Below are 13005 nucleotides of genomic sequence, written 5' to 3'. Positions count from 1 at the left end.
GAACTACATGAGGAATCCTGAATGGAAAAACGCTGGCATTTAATATTCCTAGTAACCTTCATTGCGGCAATAATTGCATTCGTTCTGTTACAGGCAATTGATACACCTCTCGAAATGATTGACAGAGCAGCAGGGCTTTTTGCCTATTATTTCATCTTTCTAGCAATCCTGTCCTCTGAATACATGAAACAAATGAAAAAGGTTTTTGGACAGGGATTTATCAGAGTACATCATCATCTTGCACGTATTGGGATTTCACTTATGCTGCTTCATCCCATTGCCTTTGCATTTGAAAAACAAAGCATATCAGTCTTTATTCCTGTTTTCTATCCGTTCATGGAATTTCTGGAACTTGCAGGCCGGCCGGCTTTGTATCTAGTTATAATAGCAGTGGCAGTAGGGGTTTACAGGAAACATTTTATCCGTAAATGGAAAAAAATCCACTATCTGAACTATCCGACCTTTTTGCTGATCTTTATTCATTCATGGTTAATTGGAACAGACCTGAATTCCGGTATTATGCAGTTACTCTGGGTTTGCATGGCTCTGGTAATCGCAGCAATATTTGTACACAAGCACATCATACCTCTTCGAAAGAGCATGTGAATTGTAACATAGTACAATAAAACCCATAGTAAATTGAATAAAAATACTGGTTTTTGTCAAAGGAAAGGGGAATCGATTTACACCTGTACCAAAAAGAACAAATCAATATTACTTTCTTGCCAGTAAAATAAGAATTAATCCTTTATTTTTATCAATAGTAGTAAATATTCTTTTTTAACTTTGTTTTAAAAAACCATTGCATAAAACTCATTATTTGTATAATTTAATAGAGGGGTTAACTGTTGAAAATACATATATAAAATAACCCCATAAGTTACTGTGTCTAAATGTGTCAAACTCGTTACAATAAATGTGATGAGTAAAGGGAGGTTGAAACATGAGTGAAATGTTAGAAACTGCAAGAAAGTTTTACGAAGCATGTGAAACGGGGAAGGGATGGGAAAAATGCAAACAGTATTGTCATCCTGAGGCAACATTTTCTGCCCAGGCAGCAGCACTGGACGGAATAACCACTGTGGAAGGATACACCAACTGGATGAGAGACTTACTGACTCCAATACCGGATGGTCACTATGAACTGCTTTTCTTTGCAGAGGATGAGGAAAGGAACAGCGTTGCAGCATGTGCAGTATTTCATGGTACACAGACAGGCCCCGGAGGTCCTGTGCCACCAACCGGCAAGAATGCTGCAGCTGACTACGCCTATCTGATGCAATTCGAAGGAGATTTAATCAAACACATGACAAAGATCTGGAACGATACAATCACTCTTCAGCAAATAGGATGGGCCTGAAGTTTTTTAGTGATTGATCACAGGAAAGGGATCAACCCTCCTTTTTCTTCTTTTCAGAATTTTACAATTGAATTCTGTAAATAGAGGATTTATTTTACACAATAATCTAAGCGATATTTATAATACAAAGCATGAAATTTTAAAGCCGGTTTAACATTTCGAAACAAAGAGTATAAATGTAATACTCAACTACATCAGTATTAATCAGCCTGCTTAATAATGGGGTGGTATGAGCGGGCTGGGGAGTGGGGGTACTAAAAAAGGTAATTACCCGCTCATCAATAAAGAATGGGTTTTCGCCGTATATACATGTTTTGCTTGAATTTCTAACCTTAATAATGATTAAAAGCATCTAGCTAAAGCATTGTACATAAATGCATACAAATACATCATAAAATCAGTAATAATATTGCATACACACCTGAACGAATTCATAATTACAGGGACATTAAACTATTATTTTGAATAAACACAACATTGTTATTCATGATCGCATTTCTGAAAATTTAAAGGAACATAGAAATGTCTGAAGAAAACAAGCGCAAGACAGCATTCATAATGGCTATAATCGTAGGGTTTCTTGATATCCTTGTACTTTATCTAGGGACGATCAGGCCGGCCCATATCGGCTGGGCGGTAGCCAGTACAGGAATAATAACTTTCCTGGGAACACTGATGTTGATTAACCATCTTTCCAAATCCACAGACTTCGATAAAGGAGAGGTCAGAAAAGCAATGACAGGCTCTTTCATTGTGGTCTATTTTTCACTTGTATCACTGCTTACATTAACAGATATTGGTGTATCGGATACAGAGTTAGCCAAAACCATTATCTCTCATTTCACCTACCTTGTAGGAATTGTTGTTGTATTCTACTTTGGTTCCCGGGCAGTTGAAAACTATTTAGACCTGCCTCAGAAACCGGGAAAATAATGACCATTTCAGACATGTAAAGAAGAGAGGAAAGGTGCCTGCCCTTCCTCTGCATTTATGCTAAAATAGATATTCAGTAATATTCACTTTTGTCCGGAATTATCCTGTGGACCCGTTGTTGATACTTCCTGTATTCCTCACCAAACTGTGCCACCAGCCTGGTTTCCCAGTGCAGCGACCCCAGGTAAAGGTATATGCTCGCCAGCAGGTATATCACAAGCAGGTTTACCGTCATGAATGGAGTAAACCAGATGATAATCAATCCCGTCAGCAGGAAAGGATCCCTCACCCAGCGGTAAATACCCTGGATATTCAGGGATTCAGAATTATTGGAATTGGGACCGGCCAATTGGGCACCAATCTTAAACCTGTGAGGAGCATCTCTCAAGGCCCTCGGTGCAACCAGGGCGGCAGCCAGCTGTACCCCTACCATCAGCCACCTCCATGGAGAAGGTACGATGTATAAAAAGGGACCCGGATTTGTGTAGAGCAGGTAGACAAGCGGCAAAATCGTAATAATTGCAATAAGACTATACACCGGCATATACAGCGTTTCTGCCCGGGAACCCAGAACCCGCATGAGTCGGCGTTTGAATGGCAGGCTGGCCAAAAAACTGTGAATGGCTGCAAATGCCACAAGACAAAATATAAGGATAATAGTAGATGAAACCAATTCCAGCACTCTCCTTTTTGTTGAATGAAACGTATTTATTATTTTTAATCTGACAGGTAACAGTAGTATCTTTGGGCAAACCAACTAGCTAAATGTTACTTAAAATGTTGTTATTTTGTTCTGAATGCAGTGACAGCGAGACACCACTACTATTCATTTCCACATGTACTTATACATGACAAAAATATATTAATTTAGCCTTAGTTCATAACAAATCAATTTATCAGTCAGCACATACCACATTAAATAAGTATGGTTGGCGAACAACTTTTCTATTGGATTAGTGAAAATACTGCTACAATCACCTCTATTGTCAGTATTATCACAGTAGGAATATGGGGCTTCTATGCACATCTTTTGTACAGGGATTACAGTAACCGCAATCATCCCAGGATACTTATACAGCAATCTCCTGGAAGCCGGGCAAATTCACTTTGCTTGCTTACCAATATGAGTGAGAAGATACTGAATGTGACATGTGTATTCGTGGTTGGGTACGGAGAAAAAGGGAGTACCTACAAAAAGAAAATTACTGATTACGAACAATTCACTACAGAGACCCAAACCGGCCAGATCACACACATAAAGAGTATTCAGGAAAGACCCCTGTATCCGGGGGATTTGATCTGCCTGGGTAGATTTGACTCATTGTTGCAAAAATTAGAGAATTCAGAAAGTGATCAAATCCATAAACTGGAAATACGGGTTGTAGCTTTTTTTGGTGCCAGGGATGAACCAATAGGAGCCTATCGAAGATTTCTGATTCATACAGAACAGGAAGGATTTATCAGACAAATTATTCCAAATGGCCTGGGAACAGAACAAATGACCACGTTTTTGCAAAAAAGGGAAATTGGATACTGGATACAGGATTGTCTAAATGAAGAACCCGACTGAATAAGATGTTTAAACAGTAATTGACCGCTTCAAAAGACATTATCAACAGAAATTATTATTGCCAGACTTCTTTATATCAAACAACCAAAGTTACCTGATATCTTATTTTATGAAGAAACACCGGTATCCACGATTCAGGAATCGGTATCCCTGAAGAATGATCGATAAACGTTTACAGCGCATTTACCAGTTTGACGCTTCACAAACGAAAATCAGGGGAACCGGAGTTGGCCTTTATATTTCAAGACAGTAGCATAAGCACCCCGGGTACATATGACTGCAAGTAAGTGTGAAGGAAAAGGTACAGAATTGCATATCAAAATTCCAATCCTGGATTCAAACATCAGATTATAAGTTAAAAATGATTGCAGAAGGAATATATAAAATATAGAACGCAAGAGAAACAGTCGCATTAAAAGAAAAGAAAATAATTTATTCACCAGTAAAATGGTGAATAATCAAATCATTCAATATATCTGTTATTTATCGCCTTTTCTCAGGCTTTTCATTTTTTCAAGTTCCCCCTCAAGTTCCCGAATTTTCATTTCATCGATAGAATCCGCATAATCCGCAAGTTCCTTATCGGCTGTCTGAAGCGTGTTGTGGAGCCTTTCTACTACATTCTTTTCCAAGTTCCACCTCTGTTTCCTGGTCTCGCTAACAAGGTCCTCAACAAGTACCTTCCCTTCGTCCTTGCTGATGGCACCTTCCTTGACCCTTGTCTTTACAAATTCCCTTATTCGCTCTTCGGACATAGCTGCCAATCCTGCACCAATCAATGCAGTTGCGCCTAAAAGACCCATCTTCTTTATCTTTTCCATGTATAATACCCCATTACTGATCAGATAGGATTCACAATCGGCATGAGTTAAGTCAACCAGTAAATCAATCTACTATATTTGAAATCAGGGATAAACCCAACACCTGTCTTTATAATAACAATGGATGACTGAATGCCGATGCAGAAATTCACAACTCCCCGATTTGTGATTCCCTTCCAGATAATAATAGGTACAACTAAATATATATTTGTTGGGTCTTAAAGAAGAGGCTACAGTTTAATTTTATAAATATACTTTCTATTTATTTCAGGGAGAAGATTCTTCCTTATTGTTAAAGACCTGATTGCCAAGTTCAGTTACTTCGTAGGTATCCGTTTCAGGATTGTATTTTAACAAACCATCCTTTGCCATTTTATCCAACATAGACTTCATTATATCGTCTGTCATTGTTTTGACCTTTTACTCATTTTTAGATAATATCCACAAAACCCGCATAGCTATCATAGACATTAAGGCAAAATTAATACATGTTGTCAGAGTATATTTAATATATTATTGCAGGGGGAACTAAATGAACGAATTTGGGTACTATGGTTATGGTTACCATACTGTGGTGGGTATGTTTGTATTTGTCCTGATTATAATAGGTATCGGTTTATTGATCAAATGGCACCTCGGGAAAAATAAATAAAACTACAAAAAAAAGTTTGCAATTACCTAAAATATAAATTGTGACAATAAGAGGTGGAACAATGGACAAAGGATTTTCAAAAGATTTGAATGAATTGATGCAATTCCCTACAGAGGGGATATTCAGTACAGTACTGGCAAAATCAGACACCTATAATTACACACTGATGTGTCTTGCAGGTGGGACGGATATTGATGAACATACATCCACAAAAACAGGTGTGGTTCAAGTCCTGAAAGGAAAGGGTGTCTTCCATTTATATGGAAATGAAATCGAAATGAAAGAAGGTACATTCATTTTCATGCCTGCAAATGCACCTCACTCCCTTCAAGCCCAAGAAGACCTCGCGGTACTTCTGTGCCTGACTAAGTAAACCAATTGTATTAGTTAAAGGGAGTCGGGGTTGTATGAAGATAATGATCATAAATGGGTTTCCAGGAAGCGGGAAAACGACCACAATAAAGGAAATTGCAAAAAGTCTTTCAGAGGAGGGGAAAAAAGTTGTAATAATATTTACCGAGGAAGGAAAAATCATTTATAGTGGTATCGAAAATACAAATATAATCACAAAAGAAGTGATTAACGCCTGTGTTCCCTGCAGTCTCAGGTTCAATCTGGAAAGCACTTTAAAAAATGCAACCAGTGAATCAAATCCTGATTTTGTGATAATCGAACTTCTATCAAGTGCATCCTCGTCCCAGATAAAAGCAAGTCTGGAACCGATGAATATTCCGGATATGTCTTTTGCTCCTGTTGTAAATCTTGTAGATCCGAAAACTTTCATCACTGATATTAGTAAATTACCAAAATTTGCCATTGACAGGATCAAAGAGGCCGATATCATCTGTTTGAACAAAACAGAATCTGCAAAAGATGAAAATATCAGAGATGTAAAAGATTTTCTCCGTAATGCCAACCCTGATTCAAATATACTGGGAATTTCTGCACATAAACCTGATGAAGGATTTAAATATTTCATGGATCGATTGGTAAATAACGATATATCATAATCACAAAAAAGTCATTATAAAAGGTGGGGAGAACATGATTTTCGAGCGTATAAAATCAGAAGGAATTGCACATCTGTCATATTTCCTGGGTTCCGGGAATGAGGCTGTTGTGATCGATCCGCGCAGGGATTGCCAGATTTATGTGGACCTGGCACGTAATAATGGAATGAATATAAAATATATTTTTGAAACACATCGCAATGAAGATTACGTGGTCGGTTCACGACAGTTGAAATACCTTACAGATGCGGATATATACCATGGTATGAATCTGGATTTTGAATATGGCAATACCTTAAAGGATAAACAAACTTTCACATTCGGTTCATTTCAACTAACAGCACTGCACACACCGGGCCACACAGATGAAAGTATTTCATATGTATTATCAGACCTTGATTCAAATGACGCTCCTGTAATGGTATTTACAGGTGATACATTGTTTGTGGGAGATGTGGGAAGAACAGACCTTTACGGGCCCGACAAAACTTCACATATGGCATCAAAACTATATGACAGCATTTTTAACAGAATATTACCCCTAGGAGATGAAGTAATACTCTGTCCCGCCCATGGTGCCGGTTCTGTTTGCGGTGGTGCCATCTCGCAAAGAGAGCATAGCACTCTGGGACTGGAACGTATTCATAACCCCGTATTACAGAAAACTGACAGGGACGAGTTTGTAAAACATAAACTTGCAGAACATCATGAGTATCCCCCTTACTTCAGGAAAATGGAAGAATACAATCTCAGGGGGCCACCAATCCTGGAATGCCTGCCTATTCCCCAAATGCTTTCCCCACAAGAAGTCAGGGAAGAAATGGAAAAAGGAGCTGTAGTTGTGGATACACGTATGCCTCATTCCTTCGGCGGAGCCCACATCAAGGATACATACAGCATATGGCTGGAAGGTCTGCCTTCTTTTGCAGGCTGGGTTCTGCCCTATGATAAACCGATACTTCTGGTCATGGAAGAAAGAGAGCAGCTGGATAGAGCTGTACAATATCTGGTACGTTTGGGTTATGATAATATCAAAGGTTTCCTGGAAGGGGGAATTTCCGCCTGGTATATGGAAGCTTTACCTGTCGACGGGTTCCATCTTATATCCGTGCATGACCTGAAAAAGAAACTGGATGAAAATGAAAGGATGGTTATCCTGGATGTGCGCGGCCAGGATGAATGGGAAGCAGGACACATAAAAAGATCCACACATGTATACGTGGGCAATCTGGAAAATAACCTGGACAAACTGCCCGATAAATGTCAGGTAGTTGTCTATTGTGGTTCTGCAAGACGTTCCAATATAGCGGCTTCAATTTTGAAAAGAAATGGATATAAAAAGATATATAATGTCCTTGGTAGCATGGCGGCATGGAAGAATGCGGGATATGAAATCGTGAAATGAATTTATTATGATTACAGGGGAGTGGATTAGCACCGGTATCTGAAAATGGTTAAATAATTGAATTGGTTAACAGGTAACAATGAAATTCATAAAATCAATTGTTGCTATTTTTTTCCTTTCTGCAATACTACTTACCAGTGGATGTACAGATAACACAAATCGATCTATAGTCCAATCCGGTGTTGTAGAAATAGAAGGGGACAATATCAAGGAAACCGTCCAGTATGACGAGGAAAACATCGATCTGTACATAAATGGTGACTCCATCAACGTTGTGGTGGAATGGGGTACCCGGGTTGATAATGCCACTATTACCGGCAACAATATAGAAGTTCTATTCAAAGATGGATCAAGTATTGAGGAAATTTATCTGAGTGGGTCACGCATAACCGTTATGATACCAAAGGCCCAGTATCCCACTATACAAAAGGAGGGCAATGATGTGGGAGTAGTATATTACTAAATATCACTGCCTTTTAGAAGCAACCATGATGTTAGCGGAGGAAAATTGGGAATTCTAATCCTGTGGTGACTAAAAATTTGAGTTTATGAAGTTCGGAGGAGTTACGTTAATCTGAATCCTCTATTATGTTTTTAGGAAAAAACAAGTATTGTATCTATGTGAGATGATTTGTTACTTAAGGTTCATAACAAATAATTCGAGAGAAACATCCGATTGTTTGAGGATGCTTTTCAGAGTTTTTTTTAAGTGGATTGTGCAAAGGTACTGTTACAGTATTCTCTCCGCGTTGTAAAAATACATGACTACTCCTTTGCCTGACAACCACAAATCCCATCTTAACCAAAGTTTTGATTACCTTCTGGCCGGAAATAACCGGTAATTCAGACACTTGCAACATCAACCTTTGTGATTTCGCCAAGTACCCTGGCCTGCTCCTCGGTGACCTCAAGCACAAGCTGGATTGCCTCCTTTATATTCTCGAGGGCTGCTTGGCGAGTATCGCCTTCACTGATAGCAGCAGGAAGTTCCAGGCAATGTGGCTGTGTATCCACCTTCTTGTGCATCTGTAAGTACGATTGTGTATTGCATATCTGTTAATTTTGTTGTGCTTGTATATTAAGCTTCATTTCGTTGAAGGTACATATGCTATCTTGCGAGTGATGAGGGTGCAGAGGTAGAGAAAGCCTGCGGTCTTGAACCATGGGAGTATGTCAGAACGGATTCCGGCAATATCCTTAAAATAATTGGAACGGCTAACACTAAAAAACAGAAAGAAATTCAGGATAAATTGTCGGCACTTTCCGGTAGGTTCGGGGCTGCATGTATCTCCCATCTTTTCTTTTTTGCTGCCATTATCCGGCTAAATCCAACAACTTTTCACGTCTGCATACAGGTACTGTTTTCTGTATTCTGCCCGACATGAAAATATCTGCAAAACCTGCAATGTCGCACATCTCATATCCGGGACGGAATCTGTTAAACGGGCTGCATCAACTTTTGCCGGTACTTTTGGCTCAGGATTATTCTTCAAACAAGAGTTCTATTCTGTATATACACACAATATTATAATATGCGGTTAATTTTAAGTAATTGTATTCCTTCTTTTCTATTTGATTGTCGGATCTATCCGTACAATTAATTGGTGGAGAGGGTCTAAAATGCGTTTGATCGAGAAAATCTGCCCGGTATGCGGGAATACATTTGAAGTGGACGAAAAATTGGCTGACAGGAAATTGTACTGTACTCTGAAATGTTGTTTGCAGGCAGGTGGGGAACGGCCGGAGAAGGTTGGTGTGCAGGCTTAATTTAATTCTGGGGAGTTGTAGTATTATTTTGGTGGGTCTTGTCTGATTCTTTTTCTGAATATTTGAATCCAAATAATTATATCATATATGGATTTAGTCCAATCAGGCCTGATCAAACCATGAATATAAACACAATAATTCATCCAACTTCCAGAATATACGGCTCTTCCACAGTGGGCAGAGATTCAAAAGTCTTGGAAAACACAATTCTGGGCTACCCCGAACACAGCATCCTGATGGAAATCCTGGACAATGACCGCCAGCTTGAGGATGCTGATTTTCCCGGCTGCAGTATTGGCCCGGATTCCATTGTCAGGCCGGGTTGTACCATTTTCAGCAATGTTTCCACGGGTAGTAAATTCAAGACGGGTCATAACGTGATAATTCGGGAGAATACCACTATCGGGGATAATGTACTGATTGGTACCAATGTCATTATCGATGGTAATGTAACGATAGGTAATAATGTAAGTATTCAGGGCAATGTTTACATTCCAACCGATGTCGTGATCGAGGATAACGTTTTCATCGGTCCGTGTGCAGTGCTTGCCAATGATAAGTATCCCATACGTAAACAATTTGAGAATAAAGGGCCTGTGCTGCGAAAAGGTGCATCTATCGGTGCCAATGCCACTCTGATGCCGGCAGTGGAAGTTGGAGAAGGGGCAATGGTCGCAGGGGGTGCGGTTGTCACAAAGGACGTTCCTCCCTGGAAACTTGCCATGGGTGCACCGGCTACAATTACAGATTTAGCAGCGGATTTGAAAACTTTAAATAATATTTGAATTGTCTAATACAACAATACCTGTAAACTCACTCATGAAGGCATGATATTCTAATGATCCCCATAGCAAAACCCCTGATTGGAGAGGCAGAAGTTGAAGCCGTCTCCTCTGTATTACGGTCCGGAATGATCGCGCAAGGCCCCAAAGTAGCGGAATTTGAAGAGGCTTTTGCTAAATATACAGGAGTTGAGCATGCAATTGCTGTCAATTCAGGGACTGCCGCCCTGCATGTATCCTTATTGGCTAATGGTATTGGTCAGGGGGATGAAGTGATAACATCTTCTTTTTCTTTTATTGCAACCGGCAACTCCATCCTTGCCACAGGAGCAAGACCCGTATTTGCCGATATCCGGCCCGATACGTTCAATATAGACCCGGATTCTATTCTGGAAAAGATCACTCCTAAAACACGTGCCATCATGCCGGTCCACCTGTACGGCCAACCTGCCGACATGCAGGCAATCGGGGAGATTGCAGAAGATCATAACCTTGCAGTTATCGAGGACGCATGCCAGGCACATGGGGCTAGTTTTAATGGGAAAAGGGTAGGTTCCTTTGGTACAGGCTCTTTCAGTTTCTATCCCACCAAGAACATGACCACCAGTGAAGGCGGGATGATCACCACGGATGATGCGCAGGTGGCGGAAAAAGCCCGGATGATCAGGGCCCATGGTTCAAAACAGCGATACATGCATGAAATTCCCGGTTGCAATTACAGGATGACCGATATTGCCGCAGCTATCGGTCTGGTTCAACTTGATAGAATTGATGAATTCAATTCCGCCCGTCAAAAGAATGCTTCTGTGCTTACAGATGGTTTGAGAGATCTTGACTATATCACCACCCCTGTTGTAAGGGAGGGATGTGAGCACGTCTATCATCAGTATACTGTCAGGACGGAGAATCGGGACACTCTGGCAGACTACCTGAAAGATAATGGCGTGGGTTGTGGTATCTATTATCCGATTCCCATCCACCAGCAACCCCTGTACAAGGAACTGGGTTATACGGATAATCTGCCGGAAACTGAAAAGGCTGCAGATGAGGTACTGTCCCTGCCGGTGCATCCGGCAGTGGAAGAAAAGGATATTGAACACATTATTACAACTATTAGAAACCGGGAATGATTCGATGTTACGAGTAGGTGTTGTGGGTACAGGTGCCATGGGGCAGAACCATGTGCGAATCTATCACGAGATGGAGGGTGTGGAACTTGCCGGGATCGCGGATGTGGATGAGCAAAGGGTCAATTCCCTTGCAAAACAGTATAATACTGCAGGTTTTACCGATTATAAGGAGTTATTTGCTCAGGATCTGGATGCCGTGAGCATTGTGGTACCCACCAAGTTACACCGTCAGGTGGTATTCGAGGCACTGGATGCGGGGCTGGACGTACTTGTGGAAAAACCCATTGCGGATACCATTGAGAATGCCAATGCCATGATCGCAAAGGCCCAGGAAGTAAACAGGAATCTCATGGTGGGACATATTGAGCGTTTCAATCCGGCAGTAATGCGGCTGAAGGAAATTATTGAATCGGGTATCCTGGGTAAGATCGTATCCATATCCACACGCCGTGTTGGCCCTTATAATCCCAGGATAAGGGATGTGGGCGTGATCTTGGATATCGGGGTACATGATATCGATATTGTATCCCATCTTTATGATAGGAATGTCAACCAAGTACATGCAGTGGCAGGGGCAGATATCCATCCCTTCGAGGACCATGCCAGTGTACATTTGCGCCTGGACCATGATCTGACAGGGCTGGTGGAGGTCAACTGGCTGACTCCTCACAAGGTGCGTAAACTGACCGTGGTGGGACTGGAAGGTGTGGCCTATCTGGATTATATAGACCAGACCGTGGAGATCCATGATGAAGGCTGGGTTCGCTATGCCAAGGTGGAAAAGGCCGAGCCCCTGAAAAACGAATTGAGTCATTTCATTCATTGCCTGATAAACGGACAATCTGCCCATCCCTGCGGAGAGGAAGGCAGGCATGCGCTGGAAGTGTGTCTGGGTGCCATTCGTTCCTATACTGAGGAAAAACTGGTGCAGATCGAATATTGAAACGAGGCTGGATTACCGGTGGAATATATGGCGGTTGACAAAAAGTTCCTTGAAGAATATTTGATGAATGGCGATTTTATAATTTCAGATCATGCACGTATAAGAATGTTCCAGAGGAATATTTCGACTGATGATATAATCCAGGCAATATCCCATGGTGAGATTATTGAAGATTATAGTGATGATGAACCCTGTCCATCAGCTCTTTTACTGGGGTTTGTGGCAAAAATGGCGCTTCATGTGGTTGCAGGACAGTGTAAGGACCATATCAGAATTATTACTGTTTACCCGCCGGCAAAGGATAAATGGATAGACTACAAAGTAAGGAAGGAGAACCAATGATACCTGATAAATGCAGTTTCTGCCATGGCAGACTTGTTAAAGGCAAGACCGAGTTTGTGGTGAAAGTGGGAGACACGGTACTTACCATCAAAGACGTTTCTGCCTATGTATGTGAAGAGTGTGGAGAGGCCTATTATACTCCTGAGGTTTCAAGGAAGATAGATAAAGTCATGAAAAAATTCCATGAATCCAAATTATTAATGCATCCCGTGGCAGCCGGAGAGGTCAGCCTGAATGAGGTCTGCGCCTGAGATGCCCGGGTCTCGTTTTACTAAATCTACTTACTGATT

The 13005-nt window shown here is 40.9% G+C and carries 19 protein-coding genes; 14 read left to right on the top strand and 5 right to left on the bottom strand.

The features are described 5' to 3' along the window. Positions 1-21: 21 nt before the first annotated feature. The 3 genes from BKM01_RS04585 to BKM01_RS04575 all read left to right on the top strand — a co-directional run bounded on the left by BKM01_RS04585 (position 22) and on the right by BKM01_RS04575 (position 2293). Entirely contained in the window at positions 22-606 is a 585-nt protein-coding gene (locus BKM01_RS04585) for a ferric reductase-like transmembrane domain-containing protein (RefSeq protein ID WP_085503698.1), read from the top strand. A gap of 337 nt (positions 607-943) precedes the next feature. Next, positions 944-1360 (top strand): nuclear transport factor 2 family protein, encoded by a 417-nt coding sequence (locus BKM01_RS04580; protein WP_085503699.1) that lies wholly within the window; start codon positions 944-946, stop codon positions 1358-1360. Positions 1361-1882: 522 nt separating this feature from the next. Further along, positions 1883-2293 carry a hypothetical protein gene (locus tag BKM01_RS04575; RefSeq protein ID WP_085503700.1) on the top strand — a complete coding sequence of 137 codons (411 nt, stop codon included), beginning with the start codon at positions 1883-1885 and terminating at the stop codon, positions 2291-2293. 73 nt (positions 2294-2366) lie between these two features. Here the strand turns inward: BKM01_RS04575 and BKM01_RS04570 are convergent, their stop codons facing one another. After that, positions 2367-2966 (bottom strand): methyltransferase family protein, encoded by a 600-nt coding sequence (locus BKM01_RS04570; protein WP_169922787.1) that lies wholly within the window; start codon positions 2964-2966, stop codon positions 2367-2369. Between the two features lie 252 nt (positions 2967-3218). Between BKM01_RS04570 and BKM01_RS04565 the strand changes: the two genes are divergently transcribed. Next, positions 3219-3863 (top strand): hypothetical protein, encoded by a 645-nt coding sequence (locus BKM01_RS04565; RefSeq protein ID WP_085503702.1) that lies wholly within the window; start codon positions 3219-3221, stop codon positions 3861-3863. A 479-nt stretch (positions 3864-4342) separates the two neighbouring features. Here BKM01_RS04565 and BKM01_RS04560 read toward each other — a convergent pair whose 3' ends face one another. Both BKM01_RS04560 and BKM01_RS10770 read right to left on the bottom strand, forming a co-directional pair. Next, complete coding sequence (locus BKM01_RS04560) at positions 4343-4684, bottom strand: hypothetical protein (RefSeq protein ID WP_085503703.1); 342 nt, start codon at positions 4682-4684, stop codon at positions 4343-4345. A 267-nt stretch (positions 4685-4951) separates the two neighbouring features. Further along, positions 4952-5092 (bottom strand): hypothetical protein, encoded by a 141-nt coding sequence (locus tag BKM01_RS10770; protein WP_157769614.1) that lies wholly within the window; start codon positions 5090-5092, stop codon positions 4952-4954. 305 nt (positions 5093-5397) lie between these two features. Here BKM01_RS10770 and BKM01_RS04555 point away from each other — a divergent pair, with 305 nt between their 5' ends. The 4 genes from BKM01_RS04555 (at position 5398) to BKM01_RS04540 (ending at position 8214) form a co-directional block, all read left to right on the top strand. After that, positions 5398-5709 carry a cupin domain-containing protein gene (locus BKM01_RS04555; protein ID WP_085503704.1) on the top strand — a complete coding sequence of 104 codons (312 nt, stop codon included), beginning with the start codon at positions 5398-5400 and terminating at the stop codon, positions 5707-5709. Positions 5710-5743: 34 nt separating this feature from the next. Then, positions 5744-6346 carry a GTP-binding protein gene (locus BKM01_RS04550; RefSeq protein WP_085503705.1) on the top strand — a complete coding sequence of 201 codons (603 nt, stop codon included), beginning with the start codon at positions 5744-5746 and terminating at the stop codon, positions 6344-6346. A 34-nt stretch (positions 6347-6380) separates the two neighbouring features. Next, positions 6381-7751, top strand: a complete 1371-nt coding sequence (locus tag BKM01_RS04545) for an MBL fold metallo-hydrolase (protein ID WP_085503706.1) — start codon at positions 6381-6383, stop codon at positions 7749-7751. Between the two features lie 79 nt (positions 7752-7830). Continuing rightward, positions 7831-8214 (top strand): hypothetical protein, encoded by a 384-nt coding sequence (locus tag BKM01_RS04540; protein WP_085503707.1) that lies wholly within the window; start codon positions 7831-7833, stop codon positions 8212-8214. Between the two features lie 175 nt (positions 8215-8389). Here BKM01_RS04540 and BKM01_RS11245 read toward each other — a convergent pair whose 3' ends face one another. Together BKM01_RS11245 and BKM01_RS04530 are read right to left on the bottom strand one after the other, a co-directional pair. Next, positions 8390-8548, bottom strand: coding sequence for a type II toxin-antitoxin system HicA family toxin (locus tag BKM01_RS11245; protein ID WP_394339269.1), 159 nt, complete (start codon positions 8546-8548; stop codon positions 8390-8392). 46 nt (positions 8549-8594) lie between these two features. Beyond that, positions 8595-8777, bottom strand: coding sequence for a type II toxin-antitoxin system HicB family antitoxin (locus tag BKM01_RS04530; protein WP_169922778.1), 183 nt, complete (start codon positions 8775-8777; stop codon positions 8595-8597). A gap of 594 nt (positions 8778-9371) precedes the next feature. Between BKM01_RS04530 and BKM01_RS10905 the strand changes: the two genes are divergently transcribed. The 6 genes from BKM01_RS10905 to BKM01_RS04505 all read left to right on the top strand — a co-directional run bounded on the left by BKM01_RS10905 (position 9372) and on the right by BKM01_RS04505 (position 12966). Further along, positions 9372-9518 (top strand): hypothetical protein, encoded by a 147-nt coding sequence (locus tag BKM01_RS10905; RefSeq protein ID WP_169922777.1) that lies wholly within the window; start codon positions 9372-9374, stop codon positions 9516-9518. 119 nt (positions 9519-9637) lie between these two features. After that, complete coding sequence (locus BKM01_RS04525) at positions 9638-10303, top strand: acyltransferase (RefSeq protein ID WP_085503750.1); 666 nt, start codon at positions 9638-9640, stop codon at positions 10301-10303. Between the two features lie 53 nt (positions 10304-10356). Then, complete coding sequence (locus tag BKM01_RS04520; RefSeq protein ID WP_085503708.1) at positions 10357-11430, top strand: DegT/DnrJ/EryC1/StrS family aminotransferase; 1074 nt, start codon at positions 10357-10359, stop codon at positions 11428-11430. Between the two features lie 4 nt (positions 11431-11434). After that, a complete protein-coding gene (locus BKM01_RS04515; protein WP_085503709.1) occupies positions 11435-12373 on the top strand; it encodes a UDP-N-acetylglucosamine 3-dehydrogenase in 939 nt (312 codons plus the stop codon). 27 nt (positions 12374-12400) lie between these two features. Continuing rightward, complete coding sequence (locus BKM01_RS04510; protein WP_085503710.1) at positions 12401-12715, top strand: DUF4258 domain-containing protein; 315 nt, start codon at positions 12401-12403, stop codon at positions 12713-12715. Then, entirely contained in the window at positions 12712-12966 is a 255-nt protein-coding gene (locus BKM01_RS04505) for a type II toxin-antitoxin system MqsA family antitoxin (RefSeq protein WP_085503711.1), read from the top strand. The genes BKM01_RS04510 and BKM01_RS04505 overlap by 4 nt, the downstream gene beginning before the upstream one ends. Positions 12967-13005: the final 39 nt, after the last annotated feature.

This window comes from Methanohalophilus portucalensis (assembly GCF_002761295.1).
GTDB classification, from domain to species: domain Archaea; phylum Halobacteriota; class Methanosarcinia; order Methanosarcinales; family Methanosarcinaceae; genus Methanohalophilus; species Methanohalophilus portucalensis.
This window is presented reverse-complemented; position numbering and strand designations above follow the sequence as displayed.

Excerpts from the sequence above, each read along its gene's own strand:
- BKM01_RS04585 (WP_085503698.1), top strand. The coding sequence starts at position 22 with ATGGAAAAACGCTGGCATTTAATATTCCTAGTAACCTTCATTGCGGCA.
- BKM01_RS04580 (WP_085503699.1), top strand. The coding sequence starts at position 944 with ATGAGTGAAATGTTAGAAACTGCAAGAAAGTTTTACGAAGCATGTGAA.
- BKM01_RS04575 (WP_085503700.1), top strand. The coding sequence starts at position 1,883 with ATGTCTGAAGAAAACAAGCGCAAGACAGCATTCATAATGGCTATAATC.
- BKM01_RS04565 (WP_085503702.1), top strand. The coding sequence starts at position 3,219 with ATGGTTGGCGAACAACTTTTCTATTGGATTAGTGAAAATACTGCTACA.
- BKM01_RS04560 (WP_085503703.1), bottom strand. The coding sequence starts at position 4,684 with ATGGAAAAGATAAAGAAGATGGGTCTTTTAGGCGCAACTGCATTGATT.
- BKM01_RS10770 (WP_157769614.1), bottom strand. The coding sequence starts at position 5,092 with ATGACAGACGATATAATGAAGTCTATGTTGGATAAAATGGCAAAGGAT.
- BKM01_RS04555 (WP_085503704.1), top strand. The coding sequence starts at position 5,398 with ATGGACAAAGGATTTTCAAAAGATTTGAATGAATTGATGCAATTCCCT.
- BKM01_RS04550 (WP_085503705.1), top strand. The coding sequence starts at position 5,744 with ATGAAGATAATGATCATAAATGGGTTTCCAGGAAGCGGGAAAACGACC.
- BKM01_RS04545 (WP_085503706.1), top strand. The coding sequence starts at position 6,381 with ATGATTTTCGAGCGTATAAAATCAGAAGGAATTGCACATCTGTCATAT.
- BKM01_RS04540 (WP_085503707.1), top strand. The coding sequence starts at position 7,831 with ATGAAATTCATAAAATCAATTGTTGCTATTTTTTTCCTTTCTGCAATA.
- BKM01_RS11245 (WP_394339269.1), bottom strand. The coding sequence starts at position 8,548 with ATGGGATTTGTGGTTGTCAGGCAAAGGAGTAGTCATGTATTTTTACAA.
- BKM01_RS04530 (WP_169922778.1), bottom strand. The coding sequence starts at position 8,777 with ATGCACAAGAAGGTGGATACACAGCCACATTGCCTGGAACTTCCTGCT.
- BKM01_RS10905 (WP_169922777.1), top strand. The coding sequence starts at position 9,372 with ATGCGTTTGATCGAGAAAATCTGCCCGGTATGCGGGAATACATTTGAA.
- BKM01_RS04525 (WP_085503750.1), top strand. The coding sequence starts at position 9,638 with ATGAATATAAACACAATAATTCATCCAACTTCCAGAATATACGGCTCT.
- BKM01_RS04520 (WP_085503708.1), top strand. The coding sequence starts at position 10,357 with ATGATCCCCATAGCAAAACCCCTGATTGGAGAGGCAGAAGTTGAAGCC.
- BKM01_RS04515 (WP_085503709.1), top strand. The coding sequence starts at position 11,435 with ATGTTACGAGTAGGTGTTGTGGGTACAGGTGCCATGGGGCAGAACCAT.
- BKM01_RS04510 (WP_085503710.1), top strand. The coding sequence starts at position 12,401 with ATGGCGGTTGACAAAAAGTTCCTTGAAGAATATTTGATGAATGGCGAT.
- BKM01_RS04505 (WP_085503711.1), top strand. The coding sequence starts at position 12,712 with ATGATACCTGATAAATGCAGTTTCTGCCATGGCAGACTTGTTAAAGGC.